The 21,724-nt window shown below is 59.5% G+C and carries 14 protein-coding genes; 4 read left to right on the forward strand and 10 right to left on the reverse strand.

All coding sequences use genetic code 11. The features are described from left to right. Positions 1-37: 37 nt before the first annotated feature. From AB4Y89_RS08480 to AB4Y89_RS08495, 4 genes are all read right to left on the reverse strand, one after another. The gene (locus AB4Y89_RS08480; protein ID WP_442300481.1) at positions 38-898 is read right to left on the reverse strand and encodes a helix-turn-helix transcriptional regulator; all 861 of its coding nucleotides are present in this window, start codon (positions 896-898) and stop codon (positions 38-40) included. 85 nt (positions 899-983) lie between these two features. Next, positions 984-2,117, reverse strand: a complete 1,134-nt coding sequence (locus AB4Y89_RS08485; RefSeq protein ID WP_442300482.1) for a tetratricopeptide repeat protein — start codon at positions 2,115-2,117, stop codon at positions 984-986. Next, positions 2,114-3,376 carry a DUF4331 family protein gene (locus tag AB4Y89_RS08490; RefSeq protein WP_442300483.1) on the reverse strand — a complete coding sequence of 421 codons (1,263 nt, stop codon included), beginning with the start codon at positions 3,374-3,376 and terminating at the stop codon, positions 2,114-2,116. Before AB4Y89_RS08490 ends, AB4Y89_RS08485 begins: the two co-directional genes overlap by 4 nt. Then, entirely contained in the window at positions 3,377-4,342 is a 966-nt protein-coding gene (locus tag AB4Y89_RS08495) for an alpha/beta fold hydrolase (RefSeq protein WP_442300484.1), read from the reverse strand. Positions 4,343-4,641: 299 nt separating this feature from the next. On the opposite strand from AB4Y89_RS08495, the gene AB4Y89_RS08500 reads away from it, so the two are divergent. The 4 genes from AB4Y89_RS08500 to AB4Y89_RS08515 all read left to right on the forward strand — a co-directional run bounded on the left by AB4Y89_RS08500 (position 4,642) and on the right by AB4Y89_RS08515 (position 13,847). Beyond that, positions 4,642-5,133: a rhodanese-like domain-containing protein gene (locus AB4Y89_RS08500; protein WP_442300485.1), complete on the forward strand. Its 492-nt coding sequence runs from the start codon at positions 4,642-4,644 to the stop codon at positions 5,131-5,133. A gap of 60 nt (positions 5,134-5,193) precedes the next feature. Then, positions 5,194-5,400, forward strand: a complete 207-nt coding sequence (locus AB4Y89_RS08505; RefSeq protein ID WP_442300486.1) for an OsmC family protein — start codon at positions 5,194-5,196, stop codon at positions 5,398-5,400. Positions 5,401-5,530: 130 nt separating this feature from the next. Beyond that, the gene (locus AB4Y89_RS08510) at positions 5,531-11,833 is read left to right on the forward strand and encodes a HAMP domain-containing protein (protein ID WP_442300487.1); all 6,303 of its coding nucleotides are present in this window, start codon (positions 5,531-5,533) and stop codon (positions 11,831-11,833) included. A 7-nt stretch (positions 11,834-11,840) separates the two neighbouring features. Next, entirely contained in the window at positions 11,841-13,847 is a 2,007-nt protein-coding gene (locus AB4Y89_RS08515; RefSeq protein ID WP_442300488.1) for a hybrid sensor histidine kinase/response regulator, read from the forward strand. 136 nt (positions 13,848-13,983) lie between these two features. On the opposite strand, the gene mtgA is transcribed toward AB4Y89_RS08515, so the two are convergent. From mtgA to AB4Y89_RS08545, 6 genes are all read right to left on the reverse strand, one after another. Next, positions 13,984-14,703 (reverse strand): monofunctional biosynthetic peptidoglycan transglycosylase, encoded by a 720-nt coding sequence (gene mtgA / locus AB4Y89_RS08520; RefSeq protein ID WP_442300489.1) that lies wholly within the window; start codon positions 14,701-14,703, stop codon positions 13,984-13,986. A 643-nt stretch (positions 14,704-15,346) separates the two neighbouring features. Next, positions 15,347-15,808 carry an ankyrin repeat domain-containing protein gene (locus AB4Y89_RS08525; RefSeq protein WP_442300490.1) on the reverse strand — a complete coding sequence of 154 codons (462 nt, stop codon included), beginning with the start codon at positions 15,806-15,808 and terminating at the stop codon, positions 15,347-15,349. A gap of 52 nt (positions 15,809-15,860) precedes the next feature. Continuing rightward, complete coding sequence (locus tag AB4Y89_RS08530) at positions 15,861-17,150, reverse strand: DUF2252 domain-containing protein (protein ID WP_442300491.1); 1,290 nt, start codon at positions 17,148-17,150, stop codon at positions 15,861-15,863. 228 nt (positions 17,151-17,378) lie between these two features. Next, positions 17,379-18,989 carry a hydantoinase B/oxoprolinase family protein gene (locus AB4Y89_RS08535; protein ID WP_442300492.1) on the reverse strand — a complete coding sequence of 537 codons (1,611 nt, stop codon included), beginning with the start codon at positions 18,987-18,989 and terminating at the stop codon, positions 17,379-17,381. Continuing rightward, positions 18,986-20,968 carry a hydantoinase/oxoprolinase family protein gene (locus tag AB4Y89_RS08540; RefSeq protein WP_442300493.1) on the reverse strand — a complete coding sequence of 661 codons (1,983 nt, stop codon included), beginning with the start codon at positions 20,966-20,968 and terminating at the stop codon, positions 18,986-18,988. Before AB4Y89_RS08540 ends, AB4Y89_RS08535 begins: the two co-directional genes overlap by 4 nt. Before the next feature lie 46 nt (positions 20,969-21,014). Beyond that, complete coding sequence (locus tag AB4Y89_RS08545; RefSeq protein ID WP_442300494.1) at positions 21,015-21,704, reverse strand: GntR family transcriptional regulator; 690 nt, start codon at positions 21,702-21,704, stop codon at positions 21,015-21,017. Positions 21,705-21,724: the final 20 nt, after the last annotated feature.

Below are 21,724 nucleotides of genomic sequence, written 5' to 3' on the forward strand. Positions count from 1 at the left end.
TCAGCACTTGGCGCCGACGAAGACGGAGAGTGGGTGATCAGCGTCCCAGGGCGGACTGTTTGAAAGCTGAGGGAGACTTGCCGTAGGTCTCGCGGAAGGCAGCACTGAAGTGGCTATGGCTGGAGAAGCCAAGGTCCAGGCTGAGCTGGGTAAGATCCTCATACTCTTCCAGAAGATCGAGCGCGCGTGCGAGCCGCAGCCGTAGTTGATAACGATAAAGAGGAATGCCCTCCACCTGCTGAAAGACCTGTGTGAGATAAACCGGCGAACAGCGAACTTCAGCGGCAACCTCCGCGAGCGTCCACCGGCGTCCAAGGTCGCTGGCGACAACCAGCTTGGCGCGGTCAACCAGACGCTGATGACCCGCACTCCCGCCGGCGACGTGGGCGGTACGAGGTCCCAGCGTATGTTGCACCAGCTCCAGCGCGAGTGTCTCCGCTTCCAACGGCGCTGCGACTCCTTGGCGCAGCCGGTGCCGCAGCGTGGCGAGCAGAGATTGGGTGTGGGTATCGACGCGAAGCCGTTGTGTCTTATACGTGGGCTCAGAGCGGTCAACCAGGAGCGACACGGGGGAAAGCTCTGCCAACAACGACGGAGATAGAAACAAGGACAGACTGGCGTCTCCACCTTCGACGGGGTGGCTGACGCGATAGCCCTGACCTCGATTGAAGAGCAGCACCTGATTCGCTTCGGCAACGGACTGGTCCTGTCCGACGTGGCGAACGTAGATGCCGCGATAGGGAAAGACAAGCTCGGTTGCGGCCGCGTGTTCCTCCGGGCTGTGTCCCTTGCAGATACCGGCGCAATAGATGTCGCGCACCGAGATACTGGGGGAGTGCAGCAGAAGATCGACGGAAAGCTCCGGCGTTACCGGTTTGTTGTGGCTCTTCGATCGCACGGCTCTGGAGGTCTGGCACCAAGAAGCATACCACCGGCCGATGCACGTTTTTCTCCGATATACGGTCGCGACGAGGGCGGGCATATTACTTGGGAAGAGTACGCTCGAGGCTCTGAAGATAGAGCCCAACAGAGGGTCCATGTGTCCGGAGCAGCGTGTCTGCTTCGTTCCGCCTGCCGGAGGCCAGAGCTGCCTTGACGGCGAGCGCGACGGAGCGATCGGTCTCGCGATTGTGAAGATTCTGCAACGCAAGCACCCACGCGTGTTCGGCGTCATGACCCTGGCCGAGATAGAACTCGGCGGCATGATCGGCGAACGCGAGTGGCGCATGCATCAGCAACAGGTCAAAGCGCTGCCGGGCGTGATCGATCTCCTGCCGGCCCTGTTCCAGAAGACCGCTTCGTAGATGCAGCGATCCCAGCAAGGCATAGGCTTCCGGTTCATCCGTGGCTTTGATAACGCCGGTTAGCCGCGCGATAGCAGACTGTGTCTCACCGCGAGCTGCTTCAATCTCGGCAAGGTTGATGTTGGCCGCTGCGAATTCGGGAAGATAACTGAGCGCCTGCCGATAGAAGCCTTCTGCCCGCGCCAGATCCTGACCCTGATCTGCCCACATCAAGCCGCGCGCAAAACAGATCCAGGCATAGGGGAAGGGAAGGGTGGTATGGAGATCGGCCAGAGCTGCGGCATACAGTTGGTCTGCTTCGCGCAAGCGCCCGAGCATCGCGTAGGCAGCGGCAAGCATGGTGCGCGAGGCGATGCCTGGATGTTGTTTGACCTCGGCTTCGAGGGATGGCCTTACCTTGGCTGCATTGCCGGTCGCGATGAGGATGGAAGCTCGCAGTGGCACGGTCTGGCCGCGGTCGGCTCCTTCGGTCTCCGCGTCCTCAACATCGTGAAGCGCGTCGCTGAACCGGTGCAGCGCGGCCCGCGTGCGAGCTCTCTGCAACAACGCCTTGGCGCTCGCCGGCTGCTGCTCGGTGAGAGCAGAAGCCCGCTCCAGCGCATCGTAATCTGCCAGATAACGCGCTCTGGCAAGCAGCAGATCTTCCACGCCGGGAAGATTTCCAATCTGCGCGATCTGGGCGTCAAGGTTCGCTATTGCGATCACGCCTGCGGTGGTTTCCCGTGCAATGTCCGCGCGCCCTTCGCCGATGGCGGATGTTTGCAGGCTGAGACCGATCACAACGCCGATAAGAGAAAATCCGAGTCTATTCATGGTTTCGCCAAAAAGGGGAAGGTACTGGGGGAGTGTTGTTGGTCGTCGTGCAGCAGGCCATCGTCGACGCCGTTCATCCGGTCGAGAGTGAGGAGCGAGCGGAAGATATTGTTTGCGTCGTAGTTTGGAGTTCTGCCGCCACAGTCATCCGATACAGCGTCAGACCGATGAAGAGCGTTGAATTCGACTGCAAGAAACTGTGTGCATATACCGGATGCGCTGTTAACCCAGATACGATCGTCCGCAAGCAGGACCGCAAGCGGCTTATAGCGCTGTGCCGGAGCGGCATGGGCATTAGCCAGCCACTGGTTTCCGCACTCTCCATCGAAGCTGTCATACAGGCCGAGTGTTGTTGCAATGTCCCGCGTGAACTGCGACCATCCTGAGCGCGAGACACGGTTATAGGCTTCTTTCCGGCGATCGCTTATTGCCTCCGGCGCCAGCGGACTGCCGACGAGCGCGTTCTTGATCAGGGGACGGGCGGTGCGCTCGATCTGTTCGCCAAACGCGGGAACACCTGTGTGTTTGCTTTTTCCTGCGCGCGGCATCCTGTGCACCGATCCCCAGACGGCCAGCAGCTTGCCTCCACGCGCGATGGTATCGACATCGATGGAAACGACCAGTGATGAGGTCTTCCATCCAGCGAGGAAGTTTGATGCCGGACCACCATTGGTATGGCGCCAGGTATCGAGGATGGTGTGTGAGGTTGATGTGTCGAAGCGGGGACAGCCTGCACCATCCACAGGGGCTCCGTGCTGCAGTGCGGCTTTCGCAACGTCGTATGCGGCCCGCGTTCCTTTCACATTGTTGAAGAACGGGTCGTCCCGCAGGCCTGCAAAGACCGTGAAGCTGTGGGCGTCACTTTCAATGCCGGTCTCCACATTCGCATTGCCCCTGACATGATCGGTTCTGACATGATCTGGCTTGTCTGTCCAGCATTCGACGTTGTTGGCAACGTCGAATGTACAGATGACGATGGCGCTTGCAGAAGTCGCTCCAAAGCGGTTCCCGCTGTCGATGTGAAAGACATACTGTAGCCTGTCGGAGAACTTGTGGGCCACGATGTCCATCACCAGGTTCAGTCGTTTGCCGTCAGGTGACATCCAGGCATAGAGGTCACCGATATCCGCCGCAGGATCCTTGATAACGGTTGGTGTATCCAGATGGTCGGAGGCAAGCGCGGTTGCGACGAAGAAGAAACTCGCGACCCCTGCGGCAAACGAGAGCAGGTAAGAGGCTGTATATCTGTAGAGATTCATTCACAGGCTCCAGACAAACTCGGCTTCTTCGACGATGAGAGAGGGCATCTCTTCGGGAAAGAAGAGCTTCGCTCCCGGCACGAGACGGTAACCAAGCGAGTTTCCAACAGTGGCATGGAAGTACTGGGGACTCTGCTGCGAGAAGATAGTGTCGCCTGTGCCCCACAGGACCCGTGTTGCGACGGAGGATGTCTTGAGTTTGGCGCTGATGCCGGCCAGCGGATTGGGAGCGAGTGCGGCGGCGTAGGCGTTCGTCAGCTTCTTGCGTTTCTCAGAGCTGACGAGAGGAGTGAGATAGGTGTCGATGGCTTCGTCGCCCGGATGTTGGGGATTCGCGTAGCACATGCCTCCGAGTCCGATCTCAGAGCGAGCAAGCGGTTTGTCCGCAACCCACGGGGCAAGCCACTCGTCGGCAAACCTTCCCTTGCGGCCGAGCTCAATCACGGGAGCTACCGCCTGAGGGGGACTGTCGGGCTCGGTATCGCAGTTGGTCAGTAAAAGACTTTTGACCCGGTGCGGGTAGCGAACACTGAAGAGTTGGGCGACGGCGCCTCCGCTGTCGTTGGCGACGATATCGACATCCGCAATGGAAAGCTTATCGAGTAACTCCGCGAGCATCGCGACCTGAGCCTGGGGCGTAACCTCCTGACCTTCGGCAACTTCGGTGTAGCCGAGGCCGAGGAAGTCAGGAGCGATGCAGCGGTGTGTCTTTGCGAGCTGCGGAAGGACGCCGCGCCATTGAAAGCTGTTCAGCGGGAAGCCATGCAGAAAGAGGGCGGCAGGTCCCTTTCCAAGGTCGAGATGAGAGATACGGCCCTGCGATGTGGTGAGGAACCGGCGTGCCGCATGAAAGTCAGAGGCACTGAGCTCGCTCAAGTTTTTCGAGATCTGGCCGAAGAAGAAAGGGCATGCGGTTGCATAGGCCGCTGCGGCGCTGCTGAGGCGAAGAAAATCTCTACGGTGCATGGATGACATCTCCCTTGTCGTTGAAGAACTGAACCTTAGTAGGCCATTGCAGTAAAGGGAGGCGCTGTCAGAATCTTTAGCGATTTTGTCGTCGGCGCCGAAGTCCGTTGATGCAGAAAAAGGAGTGATCGCGCCTCCTTGTTGCCGTGGTGCGGGCCCTTGTTAGAGCATTTTCCTGTTGCTGGGTATCCCGGGGGCAGCGTGCAGTGGCGTTTTCATTGGGGAAAACGCCCATAGATGCACAAGCCCTGCGCTACACCTACAGGAAAAAGGCTCTATTCCTCTGAGGAGAACGAGCGATGAACTCGGGGCCACGACATAAAAAGACGGTGGTGGAGATTCCCTCCGCAATTCTCGAAGGGTGGCGGCAACGGCATCTGCCGGTTCGAGTGATCGATGTTCGGTCTGCGTGTGAATTTGCAGCCGGGCATCTGCCTGGGGCGGTGAATCAACCACTGGAGACGCTGGGGCCGATCCCAGTAGAACCCGGGGAGCGTATCGTACTGGTTTGCCAGGGCGAAGCGCGTGCCCGGATGGCCGCGCACCGCCTTGCGGAGTTTGGCATCGAGTCCTACGTGCTGCGCGGCGGTACGGCAGGGTGGTATACCGAAGGGCGGCCTCTGCACTATCAAGCGCCGGCAGGCTGGTCGTTCGAGAGGACGCTTCGTCTTGTCTCCGGAGTGGTTGTGTTGCTTACGACGCTTGCCGCCGCTTTTATGAGCCCCAAATGGCTCCTGGCGACCGCCTGCGTCGGCATATGCCTTGTCTTCACGGCGTTGAGGGATCGTTAGAGCATTTTCCCTGTAGCTGGGTATCCCGGAAGGGGTGCCGCGGTGCCTGTGCCGCCTTCTATGCGGTGGCCTATCTCCGCTGAAAAGCTGACCTCCCCGGCCCGGCTGGGGGAGATACGTATCGTCGTTCATACGCCCTCGGAGCTGACCCCGGAGCATCAGGCCGGCGTCGATGACAGCGTGCACCACTGTGTTCTGCACAACACACTCACCCATCCGCCAAAAGTAACAGTGGAAGCAGGTACGGTGGCCGTAGTATCTGTATAACGTTCGGTGTGAGGTGGCCTCGTTACTAAGCAACCACCCCTAACGCATCTGGCATCTGACCGTTTGCCTGGTTTTCATTTAAATTCTGGTAGTGAGCAACAAGCGCTCAACACCTGAGTGAGGGTGATGCGTGAAACGAGTTGTCAGCAAGTCAGCTAAGACTGATCTTGCAGCTTCTGTACTTACTGCTGAACTCCCTGCCGCGGACCGATCCCAGTTTGACATTGCGATCGTTCTGGACGCCTTGCGCCGTATGCGCGATGGCGACTTCTCGGTGCGCCTCCCCAATCACTGGACGGGAGTTGAAGGTAAGGTCGCAGATTCCTTCAACGACATCGTCTCAGCCAACCAGCAGATGGCCGGCGAGTTGAAACGCGTCGGCCAGGTTGTCGGTAAAGAGGGCCGAACCCGCGAGCGGTCGTGCTTTCAGGAACGTCGTGGCTCCTGGGGAGAGATGGAGGCCAGCGTCAATACGCTGGTCGAGGATCTGCTCCGTCCGACGGTCGAAGTAACCCGAGCGATCGGCGCTGTGGCCCAGGGCAACCTGACGCAGACCGTGCGGCTTGACGTGGACGGTCGACCCCTGGAAGGCGAGTTCCTGCGCTCCGCCAACATCGTTAATACGATGATTCAGCAGCTCAGCGTCTTTACGTCCGAGGTGACGCGTGTTGCCCGTGAGGTAGGTACCGACGGTAAGCTGGGCGGCCAGGCGCAGGTACCCGGGGTGGCCGGAACCTGGAAAGACCTTACGGACTCAGTAAATTCGATGGCCAGTAACCTTACCGGCCAGGTGCGCAACATCGCCGAGGTGGCAACGGCCGTAGCCAGCGGTGACCTCTCCCGCAAGATCACGGTAGACGTGCGCGGTGAGATTCTGCAGTTGAAAGAGGCCATCAATACGATGGTCGATCAGTTGCGCTCCTTCGCCTCCGAAGTGACGCGGGTCGCACGCGAAGTAGGTACCGACGGTAAGCTGGGCGGCCAGGCGGTGGTGCCTGGTGTGGCCGGAACCTGGAAGGATCTTACCGACTCAGTAAACGCCATGGCCGGTAACCTGACGGCCCAGGTGCGTAATATCGCCGAGGTAACAACGGCCGTAGCCCGTGGCGACCTCTCCCGCAAGATCACGGTAGACGTGAAGGGCGAGATTCTCGAACTCAAAGACACCATTAACACCATGGTGGACCAGCTCAACGCCTTCGCCGGCGAAGTAACGCGTGTTGCCCGCGAGGTCGGTACCGAAGGCAAACTCGGCGGCCAGGCGCAGGTGCCTGGTGTGGGCGGAACCTGGAAGGACCTTACCGACAACGTAAACTTCATGGCCTCGAACCTGACGGGTCAGGTGCGTAATATCGCCGAGGTCGCAACAGCTATCGCCAACGGTGACCTCTCCCGCAAGATCACGGTAGACGTGCGCGGCGAGATCCTGCAGCTCAAAGAGACGCTGAACACCATGGTGGACCAGCTCAACCGGTTCGCCGGCGAAGTAACGCGTGTGGCGCGCGAAGTCGGTACCGACGGTAAGCTGGGCGGCCAGGCCGAGGTGCCTGGTGTGGCCGGAACCTGGAAGGATCTTACCGACTCGGTAAACTCCATGGCCGGCAACCTGACGGCCCAGGTCCGTAACATCGCTGAAGTGACTACGGCTGTGGCGGGCGGAGATCTCTCGCGCAAGATCACAGTGGACGTGAAGGGCGAGATCCTCGAGCTGAAGAACACCATCAACACGATGGTGGATCAGCTCAACGCCTTCGCCGGCGAAGTAACACGTGTTGCCCGCGAAGTGGGTACAGAAGGTAAGCTGGGCGGACAGGCGGCTGTGCCTGGTGTTGCCGGAACCTGGAAGGACCTTACCGACAACGTAAACTTCATGGCCTCGAACCTTACGGGCCAGGTCCGTAACATCGCCGAAGTTGCTACTGCCGTGGCCCGTGGCGACCTCTCCCGCAAGATCACGGTAGACGTACGCGGTGAGATTCTGCAGTTGAAAGAAACGCTGAACACCATGGTGGATCAGCTCCGCTCCTTCGCTTCCGAAGTGACGCGTGTCGCCCGCGAAGTAGGTACGGACGGCAAGCTGGGCGGACAGGCCGAGGTGCCTGGTGTGGCCGGAACGTGGAAGGATCTTACCGACTCGGTAAACTCCATGGCCTCCAACTTGACGGGCCAGGTGCGTAACATCGCCGAAGTATCAACAGCCATCGCGAACGGCGACTTGTCGAAGAAGATTACGGTGGACGTGCGCGGCGAGATCTTGCTGCTGAAAGAGACCATCAACACGATGGTGGATCAGCTCAACGCCTTCGCCGGTGAAGTAACGCGTGTGGCCCGCGAAGTCGGTACCGAAGGCCGTCTTGGCGGCCAGGCCAATGTGCCCGGTGTTGCGGGAACGTGGAAGGATCTTACTGACTCAGTGAACTCCATGGCCGGTAATCTTACCGGCCAGGTGCGTAACATCGCCGAAGTGACGACGGCCGTCGCTCGTGGCGACCTCTCACGCAAGATCACGGTAGACGTGAAGGGCGAAATCCTCGAGCTGAAGAACACCATCAACACGATGGTGGATCAGCTCAACGCCTTTGCTGCCGAAGTTACGCGTGTGGCGCGTGAAGTGGGTACGGACGGTAAGCTTGGCGGTCAGGCTGAGGTGCCTGGTGTCGCCGGAACGTGGAAAGATCTTACCGACAACGTCAACTTCATGGCCTCGAACCTTACGGGTCAGGTGCGTAACATCGCCGAAGTGGCGACAGCCATTGCGACGGGCGACCTCTCGAAGAAGATCACCGTAGACGTACGCGGCGAAATTCTGCAGCTCAAAGAAACGCTGAACACCATGGTCGAGCAGCTCCGCTCGTTCGCTGCCGAAGTTACGCGTGTTGCGCGTGAGGTCGGTACCGAAGGCCGTCTTGGCGGTCAGGCGAACGTGCCCGGTGTTGCCGGTACCTGGAAGGATCTTACGGACTCGGTCAACGCCATGGCCGGTAATCTTACCGGTCAGGTGCGTAATATCGCCGAAGTGACGACGGCCGTCGCCCGCGGCGACCTCTCCCGCAAGATCACGGTGGATGTGAAGGGCGAAATCCTCGAGCTGAAGAACACCATCAACACCATGGTGGATCAGCTCAACGCCTTCGCCGGCGAAGTAACGCGTGTGGCGCGTGAAGTCGGTACCGACGGTAAGCTGGGCGGCCAGGCCGAGGTGCAGGGTGTCGCCGGTACGTGGAAAGACCTTACCGACAACGTCAACGTCATGGCCTACAACCTCACCGAACAGGTGCGCGGCATTGTGAAGGTAGTGACGGCCGTCGCCAACGGTGACCTGACGCAGAAGCTGACGGTAAACGCCAAGGGCGAAGTGGCCGCGCTGGCCGAGACCATCAACAACATGACCGGCACACTGGCCATCTTTGCCGACCAGGTGACCACGGTCGCGCGTGAAGTCGGTGTAGAAGGCCGTCTCGGTGGACAGGCGAATGTGCCCGGAGCTTCCGGAACGTGGAAAGATCTCACCGGCAATGTGAACCTGCTGGCCGACAACCTGACCAACCAGGTGCGTGCTATCGCAGAGGTTGCCACCGCCGTGACCAAAGGTGACCTTACCCGGTCGATTCAGGTGGAGGCGCGTGGTGAGGTGGCCGAGCTGAAGGACAACATCAACACGATGATTGATAACCTTCGTCTCACCACCGACCGTAACAACGAACAGGACTGGCTGAAGACGAACCTTGCCCGCTTTACCGGCATGCTTCAGGGCCAGCGCGATCTGGCAACCGTGGGCCGCTTGCTGCTCTCTGAGCTGGTTCCGCTGGTGGCCGCGCAGCAGGGACTCATCTATCAGATGGATGAGGAAGATGCGCGGACGATGGTGCTGCTCTCGGCCTACTCCGGCACGCCGGAAGCACATCAGGAACGCATCCTTCTTGGCGAGGGACTCATTGGGCAGTGCGCGCTCGAGAAGCGCCGTCTGCTGATTCACGATCTTCCACCGGGAACGTTGCCGATCCGCTCCGGACTGTTTGAAGCCGTACCGCGCAATGTCATCGTTCTTCCGGTGCTCTTTGAAGGCCGTGTGAAGGCCGTCATCGAGCTCGGCACGCTGCACTATTTCACTGCTTCGCACATGGCCTTCCTCGAACAGCTCACCGCCAGCATCGGTATCGTGCTGAACAGTATCGAGGCGACCATGCAGACAGAAGGTCTGTTGAAACAGTCGCAGCAGCTTGCAACCGAGCTGCAGACGCAGCAGACCGAGTTGCAGACTACGAATGAGCAGCTCGCGCAGAAGGCACAACAGCTTGCCGAACAGAATGCGGAAGTGGAACGCAAGAACCAGGAGATCGAGCAGGCTCGCCGCGCTTTGGAAGACAAGGCCAAGGAGCTGGCGCTTACTTCGAAGTACAAGTCAGAGTTCCTGGCAAACATGTCGCACGAGCTGCGCACGCCGCTGAACAGTATTCTGGTCCTCGGCCAGCAATTGACCGACAACCCGGACGGCAATCTCACACCGAAGCAGGTGGAGTTTGCACGGACGATTCACGGCGCCGGAACGGATCTGCTGAACCTGATCAGCGATATCCTCGACCTCTCGAAGATCGAGTCCGGAACGGTCTCCGTCGAAGCCGAAGAGCTCTTCTTTGGCACCTTGCTCGAAGCCCTCGCTCGGCCCTTCCGACATGAAGCGGAGAACCGTCGACTCAGCTTCGAGATCGACGCTGATTCCCGTCTGCCGCGCAGCCTGGTTACCGACTCCAAGCGCCTGCAGCAGGTGTTGAAGAACCTGCTCTCCAATGCGTTCAAGTTCACGGAGAAGGGAAGCGTGAAGCTCAAGGTCTCCCCGGTTGCCTCGGGATGGAGCGACGGACATCCCATCCTGAACGGCGCCGGCAACGTCATCGCCTTTGAGGTGACCGACACCGGTATCGGTATTCCGCAGGAGAAGCAACGTATTATCTTCGAGGCCTTCCAGCAGGCGGATGCCGGCACCAGCCGTAAGTACGGCGGCACCGGACTCGGCCTGGCCATCAGCCGTGAGCTCGCAAGCCTGCTCGGCGGCGAGATTCAGCTTCGCAGCATCCCCCGTGAGGGCAGCACCTTCACCCTCTATATCCCGCAGACCTATGTCGGGCCGACGGCGACTGTTGTCTCTTATCCTGAGCGCACGCCGGCTACCCACTACGCCATCAATCTCACTCTTCCCGCCGCGGCCGCGGAGCAGATTGTCGATCGCGTGGAAGACGACCGCGGGAACGTCGAGCCAGGCGATCCCACGCTGCTTATCGTGGAGGACGACCCCCACTTTGCCCGTATCCTCTGCGATATGGCGCGCGATAAGGGCTTCAAGGTGCTGGTGGCAATGCGCGGATCAGAGGCCCTGGCCTTCGCCCGCGAGTTTCGTCCCACCGCTGTCTCTCTCGACGTCTTCCTCCCCGATATGCTGGGCTGGGCCGTCCTGAATCATCTGAAGCAGGACCCACTCACCCGTCACATTCCTGTCCAGATGCTTACCCAGGACGAGGACTGGCACCATGGCCTTTCGCGTGGCGCATTTTCCTATGTCACCAAGCCCACGACCGCCGAAGGTCTGGCGCATGCCATCGCACGTATCAAGGAGTTTTCGACGCCCCGCAGGAAGAAGCTGCTGATCGTCGAAGACAACCCGGCTGAGCAGACCAGCATCTGTGCACTGCTGGGGCACGACGACATCGATGTGGAGATCACCGACAGTGGAGCCTCCGCCCTTGCCGCTCTCGAACGGGACAACTTCGATTGCGTTGTCCTTGACCTTCGCCTTCCGGATATGACCGGTTTCGAGGTCCTTGAAAAGATCCATGAGATCGAGAGACTGCACGAGCTTCCCGTCGTGGTCTTCACCGGAAAGGATTTGTCTCCAGAAGAGGATGCCCGCCTGCATACGCTCGCCCGCAGCGTTGTTGTGAAAGACGTCGAGTCTCCCGAGCGCCTTCTGGACGAGACCGCCCTTTTCCTGCATCGTGTCGTCAGCGATCTGCCGGTGGAGAAGCAGCGGATGCTCGACCGCCTGCATCAGTCCGATGAGGCGCTGGTCGGGACTAAGGTGCTGGTGGTGGATGACGATGTCCGGAATATCTTCGCGCTCAGCAGCGTGCTCGAACGGCGCGGGATGGTGGTGCTTACCGCCGGAACCGGGCGTGAAGCTATCGAAACACTCGCAAAAACACCTGATATATCCATCGTGCTGATGGATATCATGATGCCGGAGATGGATGGTTATGAGACCATGCAGGTGATCCGGCAGAATCCTGAGTTTCACCGGCTGCCCATCATCGCTTTGACCGCCAAGGCTATGAAGGGAGATCGCGAGAAGTGCCTCGAAGCCGGAGCTTCTGATTACATGGCAAAGCCGGTTAATACGGACCAGCTGCTTTCCGGACTAAGAACGTGGCTTCATCGCTGATATGAACGTGGCAGCTCAAATCGACGCTCCAAAAACTATCCCGGACGTACCGCTTCCGGCAGAGGGCCAAGTGCAGGTTCAGCCGCAGACAGGAAAGACCCCGGTCACCATTCTGATGGTGGACGACCAGCCCGGAAAGCTGCTCAGCTATGAGGTCATCCTGCGCGATCTGGGGGAGGCGCTGGTCAAAGCGACGTCTGCGCGCGAAGCCCTGGACTGCCTTCTGAAGCTCGACGTGGCCGTGGTTCTTCTGGACGTCAGCATGCCAGAGATGGACGGCTTCGAATTGGCCGATATGATGCGGCAGCATCCGCGGTTCCAGATGACGCCCATCATCTTCGTCTCCGCCGTACACCTTACTGATGTCGATCGCATTCGCGCCTACCAGAGCGGTGCTGTGGACTACATCTCGGTGCCGGTGGTGCCAGATGTTCTGCGGGCAAAGGTCAGTGTCTTCGCCGAGCTGCACCGCACCACGCGCCAACTGCAGCAGTTGAACCGCGAGCTGGAGGCTCGCGTTGCCGAACGCAGCGAGGCACTACGTTCACTCAATGCGCAGCTACAGGAACGCGTCGCCGAGCTGGAATCTATCATGAAGGTTCTGCCGGTCGGTGTTGCCGTAGCCCAGAGCCCCGAGGGCGACGAAATCACCACCAACGCGGCCCTGCGTGAGATTCTCAGTCTGGATAGCGCCGACAAGCCGATCGATCAGGCCTTCGCAACCGCGGGCTATACCGCCTACCAGCATGGAAGGCAATTGGATGCAGAGGAGATGCCGGTGCAGACCTCGTTGCGCACCATGCAGCCCACCGGACTCACGGAGCTGGAGCTTCGCCGCAATGGTGGCCTCGCGAAATCACTTCTGGCGAGCGCGTCTCCGCTTTTCGATGAAGCCGGGCAGGTTCGCGGCGCTGTCGGCGCATTCTTCGATATCACCGAGCAGAAACGCATGGAAGAGACACTCCGGGAACGCGCGGAACTGCTGGAGCTGGCCTCCGAGGCCATTATGGTGCGCGACTGGTGGGGTAGCATCCATTTCTGGAATGCGGGCGCTGAAGCTCTCTATGGCTGGAGCCGTGAGGAAGCCATCGGACAGAACGCACATGCCCTTCTTGCTACCAGGTGGCCCGTCAGTCTTGAAAACATGCGGGAGGCGCTCCGGGTGCACAGCCGATGGGATGGCGATCTGGTGCACCGCTGTAAGGATGGCCGTGAAGTCGTCGTCGCCAGTCGTCAGGCGCTGACGATGAGCGGTGGAATGGTGCTCGAGATTAATCGCGATATCACCGCACAACTCCAGGCGGAAGAGGCGTTGCGGCGCAACGATCGTTTGGCAGCCATGGGCAAACTCGCAGGTATCGTGGCTCACGAGATCAATAATCCTCTCGCTGCGATTACGAATGCCTTCTTCCTGCTGCAGAACCATCCTTCGCTTGATCAGGAGGCACGCTACTATGCCCAACTCGCCGAGCAGGAACTGGCGCGTGTCTCGCACATCACCAAGCAGACGCTCAGCTTCTACCGCGAGTCACAGATCGCCGTGCCGTTACAGCTTAGTGATCTGCTGAAAGACGTTCTCGAGTTGCAGCACGCCAACCTGGTCTCGAATAACATCCGGCTGGAGACGCAGTACAAGGTTGCGGGTGAGGTGCACGGCTTCCCAGGAGAGCTCAAGCAGGTGTTCATGAACTTGATTGCCAACGCAATCCAGGCGATGCCCCAGGGAGGGCGTCTCCGCATCCGGGTGAGGAATGCCATCCGCCGCGGCGAATACCTGCCGGGAATCGTGGTCAGCATTACGGATAGCGGTTGTGGCATACGACCGGAAGATGCACGGCGTCTCTTCGAACCCTTCTACACCACCAAATCAACCAAGGGCACCGGTCTCGGCCTGTGGATCAGCCGCGGCATCGTCGAAAAACATGATGGCGCGCTTACCTTCCGAAGCCACTTCGGAGCCAAGGGAACGGCCACCTGTTTCCAGATCTTCCTCTCAACACACAAGACGTCCTGATGTTCGTGATGTGAGGGCAGAGCTAGAGCATTTCTCCCGTTCCTAGGTATCCCGAAAGGGCGTGCAGTGGCGTTTTCATTTGCGGAAAACGCCCATAGATGTGGAAACCCTGCACTACACCTACAGGAGAAATGCTCTACCAGCCCATCTGCGTCATGCGCTTCAGGATGATTCCGCTGTAGTTGTTCATGCGTTCGGGCCTGCGTTTCAGCGGAGCAGGAAGAATCGCGGCCAGCCGTGCCGCCTGCGCCCGGTTAATACCGCGAGCTGAAGTTCTGTAGTCCGTGCGGCAGACTGCGTCGGCGCCGTAAATTCCTGGCCCCCACTCCACCAGGTTGAGATAGAGCTCCAGAATGCGCTGCTTCCCAAGCGCCAGCTCAGCCACCGGTACCAGCGTTGCCTCTGCAACCTTGCGGATGACAGAGCGGCCTGTTCCGAAGAACAGATTCTTCACCAGTTGCTGCGTAATGGTGGAGGCTCCGCGCGTGCGCTCGCCCTCCATGTCGTCTTTGGCTGCTTTCTGAATCTCGCTCCAATCAAAGCCATGATGCTGGTAGAAGCGTGCATCCTCCGCAGCAACGACGGCATGCTGCAGGTCGGGCGAGATCTGGCTAAGGGGAACGAACCTGTAACGTTTGTTGTAGGTCCCGCTATGCGTCCATGACTGGATGCGGCGCTGCATATGGACGGCGGTGGTCGGTGGGTCGATCCACCGCAGCGTTATCAGAGATAACGCCGCAAACAACCAGAGAAGTATGAGGCCGAGACCAAGCCATCGAAGAAGGCGCAGGACAGAAGGTCTGCGAGTCCGGAGCCTGGGCTGCATGTCTGACGTGAGAGCCACTGTCAGAATCATAGCGTCCGCCGTCAAAATGCAGCGGGATTGCTGGCCGTCATGCAGAGTAGAATCTGGCCCATGATGTTCTGGTTGAAAGCTGTTACATATTGCGCAACGATTGCATCTGCGATGTTCTTTGGATTTTGGGAACTTCGATTGAAGCAGTATCTAAGAGTCACCCTATTCATTGCATTGATAACGATTTTCCCAAAGCTGGAATTCGCACAGAGTTCGAGTGGCGCTTATACGCGCAACTTTGCGAAAGTGAAAATCCGCTCAGGAAAAGTAACTTCTGTTCCTGTCCGGGCAGGAGCGGGAAGCGACTTTCGACGGGTAGACAGGCTGCGATCCGGACAGGAGATCTATATTTGCGACGAACGTGGCGAGTGGTTCAAGGCCTCTTACAGCGAACCTAGCGGCCCATGCGGTCCCACGTCGGAAAATGGACTCAATATGCAGAAGGTAAAGGCATGCCGGTCTGGATGGGTTCAGAAGAAATGGATTGATGTTATCTCTGGGTAAACGGTGGCATCCGCGACGATCGATCACCAGAAGTAAAATTGCGAGCAATTTGTAGTGCGCTGCAGCGCGGAGCGTTGGGAGTACTTTAGAGCAACGGATTCGGAGCCATCGGAGCCCATGATATTCGTCACGTCCCGAATCACTCACCTATGTGTTCTGTTAACCGAAATAATCTTGTTATCTGCGGATCTCCCGTCTGTTCAGCCAGCCGTGAGAATGGTGTTCCTTCGGAGTTATTGGCGCGCCGAAGTGCCGGGAATCGCCTGAGAAGGCGTGCAATCCATATCGCATCCCCTCTCTCAATGGCGAAGGCGAGATCGTCCAGTTCGATGGCGAGGAAGCCGCCCATCTCGCGGAGATACTCGATGGCCCAGCCCGCAGGTGTGGCTCCGAACTCGCTGTCGCGCGCGTTGATCTCTGCTCCCTGGTGAATCAGAAACTCCGCAATCACACGGTGACCGGCAAACGCGGCATGATGCAGGACGGTGGCGCCGCGTTCGTCTCGCTGGTGCAGGAGCTCCAGATGTTGGCTGACGAGGGTTTTGACCTCCTCCTCATCTCCGCGCTTGGCTGCTTCCAGCAGATCGTCAAAGGTTCCCATATGTCCTCCTCATCTCCGCGACGGCGACAGCATGGTACTGCGATGACACAGGCTACGCCAAACTCGCCTTGAACCTCTGCCAGTCATCTCTGCTCTGCGCAGCGTATGCATGCGCGAACTCCAGCATGGCTTCGCGGAAGCGTCTGCCTTTGCCGATGTATCCCTGAATCAATCCCGGATCGCCTGAACGTGCATGGCCACGGGCCAGCAGCTCTCCGCAGACCTCAGCATACTGCTGCAGTGCGGCTTCATCCAGATGCGTGACGTCGAGCGTGGCCTTGTGATCGTTGAGCTGCCGAACAAGGTAATCGCGGCCTTCGAAGCGCGTGTACCCCAGCATTGGGTCGCTCTGTAGTTGCATGGCGCGATGTCCGTTCACCACGCGCTGTCCCTGGTTGGGCGCGATGACAGTCTTGGCTGCAAGGTAAGGGGCGTAGACGGAGGTGGCCTCTTCTTTGATCTGTAGGAAAAGCGGATCGTCAGCTCCGTTGCCCTCCATGTAAATCACATAATCGCGCATACCGACGGAGCCGGTGCCGACGACCTTGAAGGCAACGTCGAGCGGTTTGTAGCGGGCAAGGAAGTGCTGGCGCTCCGGCTGCAGCGACTCGCGATAACGGCGAAGCGAGGCGAGCACAGCACGTTTCCGCTCTCCTTTGACGCGATGCAATACCGGCGGCAGGGTGCGAAAGACGCGGCCGCGCGCGGTTTCTTCCGTCAGGTGCTCGCGCGTGTGCAGGGGTGTGGAGCGCTCGGCCTTACGCAGAATCTCAGAGATGGACGATACCGCCTGCAGCCGATGCACCTGGAAACGTGCGGCCTCCAGCACCGGCAGACGAGCGAGGTGTTCCATTAGCCCGCAATAGCTGGCAAGAAAGATATCGGCGGCAGAATGGCATCCGGTCTTGTGGACTCCGGCATCGTCTCCTGCCAGCAGAATGCTGGTGGTCATGCGCTTGATGTCCCATTCAAAGGGGCCGCGGATGGTCTCATCGAAGTCGTTGATGTCGAAGATAAGGCGTCCATCGTCGCCCTCATAGGCGCCGAGGTTCTGCACATGAGCGTCGCCGCAGAGCTGGCACGCGATGGGAGTGTGGGGCGCAAGCGAGAGATCGAAGGCCATGATTGGAGCAGCGCCCCGGAAGAACGCAAAGGCGGAGGCAGCCATGCGTTCGTTCTTGAGCGGGAGCAAGGCAGGGACACGTCCACGCATTGCCTTCGCCAGCAGTTTGCGCGGATCGGCGGTGCGCTGTGCGGCATCCCAGTGACCGAGTTCGGTACGGGCAACGGACTTGCGATGTTGTGCCCCGCGTTGCACAGCAACGGTTGCGTCTCTCTTCATGGTGGTTGCTAGTCTAGAGCGTTTTCCCTGTTGCTGGGTATCCCGGGAGGAGCATGCCGCGGCGTTTTCATCGCGGAAAACGCCATAGATGCGGAAGCCCTACATTGCACCCACAGGGAAAATGCTCTAGCGAAGTGCCGATAATGACGAAAGACTATTCGAGATTTCGCTCGAATACCCATGTCCCAGAAGCGGGACATGGGGCACCCCGGATTACGGCAGTTCTCTTTATGGCTTGCCCCATCCGCCTCCGCCCGGTGTCTCCACGCGGATGCGGTCACCGGCCTTCGCCTGGATACTGCATTTGGCCGGCAGCTCTTCTTCTGTTTCTCCACTCCGCAGATAGGAGACGCCACGCTCTCCGTCCGCACCTCCCTGCAAACCATACGGCGCAAACTTGCGGCGTTCGGTCAGCAGCGTAATGGTGCTGGGCGAAAGCAGCTCGATCTCACGCACAATGCCATCGCCGCCGCGATACTGCCCCTCGCCGCCGGAGTGATCGCGATAGCCGTACTGGATGACGCGGAAGGGATAGGCATACTCCAGCGCCTCGACCGGTGTATTCAACGAGTTGGTCATGTGGGTGTGAATGCCGGAGATGCCATCCGCCGTGGGACGCGCACCCATGCCTCCCGCGATGGTCTCGTAGTAGGCGAAGGGTTTGCCGGTGCGATGATCCACGCCACCGATGGTGAGGTTGTTCATTGTTCCGGAGCTTGCGGCGGGAATGCGGTCGGGCATTGCCTTGGCAAGGGCGCGCAGCAGCACATCCACAATGCGCTGCGAGGTCTCCACATTGCCGCCGGCAACAGGGGCTGGAAGTACCGCATCGACGATGCTGCCGCGCTCTGTCTCAACGATGACCGGGCGCATCAGGCCGGCGGTGGCCGGAGCATCTTCTGGCAGCAGGCAGCGCAGCACGTAGTACACCGCTGAATAAGTGATGGCATAGACGGCGTTGATGCTGCTCCTCACCTGCGGATGGCAATCTTTAAAGCTGACCTTCGCCGTCTGCGCTTCGCTGTCGAGCGTGATGGTGACGCGGATGGGCAGCGGTATCTCGTCGAAGCCATCGCTGTCCATAAAGTCTTCGGCGGCATAGCTGCCACTCACGCACTGTGCGAACTGTGCCCGCATCAGGCGTTCGGAATAGTTGAGCAACGCGACGGTGAGACGCCGAAGACGTTCAGCGCCGTGTTTTGCGATCAGTTCCAACAGACGCAGCTCGCCCACACGGCATGCGCCGATCTGAGAGAGCAGATCGCCTTCGCGTTCTTCGGGAGTGCGTACGTTATGCAGCACAAGTTGCAGGATCGCGCGGTTGATCTCGCCGCCATCCACAATACGAACGGGAGGAATTCGCAAGCCCTCCTGGTAGATCTCGCGGCACAGGCCCATGGAGCCGGGATACAGCCCGCCCACATCCGCATGGTGCGCTCGCACGGCGACATACATGACCGGCGACTCCGTATCGGTTTCTGAGAAGACGCCAAGCACCAGCGTGATATCCGGAAGGTGCGTTCCGCCTGCGTACGGATCGTTTAGCATGGCGATATCGCCGGGACGCAGTGTCATGCTCTCCATCACTGCTTTGACGGACATGGGCATCGATCCCAGATGCACCGGCATATGGTCGCCCATCGCAATAACCTGACCCATGCTGTCGAAGACCGCACAGGAGTAGTCGCGGCGCTCTTTGATATTCGGTGAGAAGGAGGTGCGGCGCAGCGCAGCACCCATCTCTTCGGCGACGGAGTGAGTCGCGCTTTTGAAGACCGCGAGCTCAATCGGATCGATAGCCGCCGCGGCTTGAGGTTCTGAGAGTTGCACCGTACTCATGCGACGTATACCTCGATCACTAAGTTGCCAAAGGCGTCGACCTCGGCGATGCATCCAGGTGGAACCACGGTGGTCGAGCTGTACTCCGCGATCAGGGCAGGGCCTGCGAATCGATCGCCCGATCTGAGCTGTTCACGCTGATAGACCTTGCTCTCTCTCCATGCTCCATCAAAGTAGATCGGACGTGTTCTGAGTACCGCCTGCGACCCGTCGCCTGCAATCAGCTCTGACTTCGGCAGGTCCACTGGGGTGGTGCGCACCGTGACACGGACGCGTACGTTCACCACCTCGACTGGAGTTTCCGCACTGGCATAGCCATAACGTTTGCGATGGAGAGAATGAAATTCCTCAAGATGGCTTGTGCCGTAGGGCACATTCAGCTCATACCCCTGACCGACGTAACGCAGGTCAATAGAGTGTTCGGCCTCGCCGAAGAGCCCTTGCCGCTGCAACTCTTCAGTAGCTCGCGTTTCGAGCTCCTGCAACTGGGCTGCAAGTGTTTCCGCATCGGATGCAGGCAGCATGACGGTACGGCTGTAGTCGCGGACGGTATCGGCAAGAAGGATTCCCAGCGCGGACAGTACTCCCGGAAGCCGAGGCACCAGCACACGCGGAATCTGCAGCGAGCGCGCCATCGAACAGGCATGCAGCGGACCAGCGCCGCCAAAGCTAACCAGCGTAAACTCACGCGGATCGTAGCCGCGCTCGATAGAGATGACACGGATAGCCTTCTCCATCGCTGTTTCGGCCAGCAGTACGATACCTGCGGCAAACTGCTCGACACTGCCAAGGGAACCACGCGCCTCTTCCATCAACTGCAGCGTGCGTGTGTCATCCAGACGGATCTTGCCGCCGAGAAAGAGATCGGGATCAAGCCGTCCCAACGTGACATTGGCGTCGGTAACGGTCGGCAGTGTTCCGCGTCCATAGCAGATCGGCCCTGGAACGGAGCCGGCGGACTCCGGCCCGACATGCAACGCTCCACCTGCATCGAAGCGTGCGATGGAGCCACCGCCTGCGCCTACGGTATGGATGTCGAGCATGGGCACGCTCACCGGTATCTCCGAGACGACGGCGTCGCTGGTGGTGCGTGGTCCGCCTTCCGCGGCATCGATCAGCGAGACATCCGTGGATGTTCCACCCATATCGAAGCCGATGATCTTATCGAAGCCGGCCAGGCGAGCCAGCCGGTAGGCTCCTATCACGCCGCCCGCCGGGCCTGACAGCACCGTACGTACCGGCTCCTCGGCCGCAATCGACGCGGCGATGATGCCGCCCGAGGACTGCATCACCTGAACACTTCCACCGGGAAACGCAGTCTCGATCTCTGTTCCCAGACGGCGAAGATAGGTACTAACCTTTGGCGCCAGATAGGCATTGGTGACGACGGTGCTGCCGCGCTCATACTCCCGGAACTCGGGCAGAATCCGATGAGAGATCGAGATTGGCAGCCCCAGTGGCTGCAGCGCCTCGACCACCATGATCTCGTTGGCAGGATTTGCAAAAGAGAAGAGCAGCGAGACGGCGATCGCTTCTGCTCCGCTGGTTCGAATTGTCTCTGCAAGTTGCCGCAGCGATTCTTCCGATGGAGTGCGCAGTACAAGGCCTTCAGCAGTTACACGTTCGTCCACTCCAAAACGAAGCTCTTTGGGAACGACAGGAGGCAGTGGAGAGCGGAACCAGTCGTAGAGGCTGGTGCGCGCCTGGCGGCCTATCGCGATGGTGTCCTCAAAGCCGGCGGTGGTGACGAACGCGACCCGCGCACCTTTGCGCTCCAACATTGCATTCGTGCCGACGGTCGTGCCGTGACGCACCTCCGGAACCGCAGGACTTTCTGCTACCTGCTTTACCGCATCCAGTACCGCACGGCCGGGATCGGCCGGAGTCGAAAACAACTTCAAGACCCGAACTTCGCCGTCCACCAGATACACGCAGTCGGTAAAGGTGCCGCCACTATCGATCGCTACTCGCAAAGACACTGCTCCATTTAGAAGGAATCATATGCCTGCACTCCTGGAAGGTGCATCATGCCCGGCTGCGGACAGGCTGTATATCCTTTCGCGGATCGCCGCGGAAGCCTCCCTGCGGAATACGGATCAGCGATGTTCTCTCCATCGTACGGATAACGTGCTCGGTTGCCCGGTCGCGTGCCTGCTCCGGTTTACGCGCGCGGATGGCGCGCACCATCGCCTGATGTTCATTCACCAGCTCCTTGCCGTAACTCGCCATGGAGATCACCAGGTAGAAGTAACGGATCAATCGCGTCTGCAGGTTTACCGTCATCTCGACCATGATGTCGTTGCCGGTTGCCTGCGCAATTTCGATATGGAAGTTGCGGTTCCATTCCAGAAAGGTCTCGTAACTCTTCTTCTCGCCGGCGTGGTAGATGTAGTTGGCCCAGCGCTCGATCATTGCAATCTGCTCGTCGCTGGCGCGCTCGGCGGCCATGGCGGCAGCGGCCGGGTCGAGCACAAGCTGCATCTCATTCAGGCTGCGGTACTCATCGATGGTCAGCGGAGAGATGGTGTATCCCCGGAAGGGAACAATCTGCAGCAGGCCTTCCTCCTGCAGCCGCCGGCAGGCCTCGCGTACAGGAGTGCGGCTGGCGTTGTAGCGGGCGCATAACTCCGCTTCCGACACCGAGGCTCCCGGCTCCAGATCGCAACTGATGATGTCGTTGCGCATCTCGCTGTAGATCCGTATGGCTTCCGTCACGAGCGAATTATTGCACGCAA

The organism is Terriglobus sp. 2YAB30_2, from assembly GCF_052114765.1.
Taxonomy (GTDB): domain Bacteria; phylum Acidobacteriota; class Terriglobia; order Terriglobales; family Acidobacteriaceae; genus Terriglobus.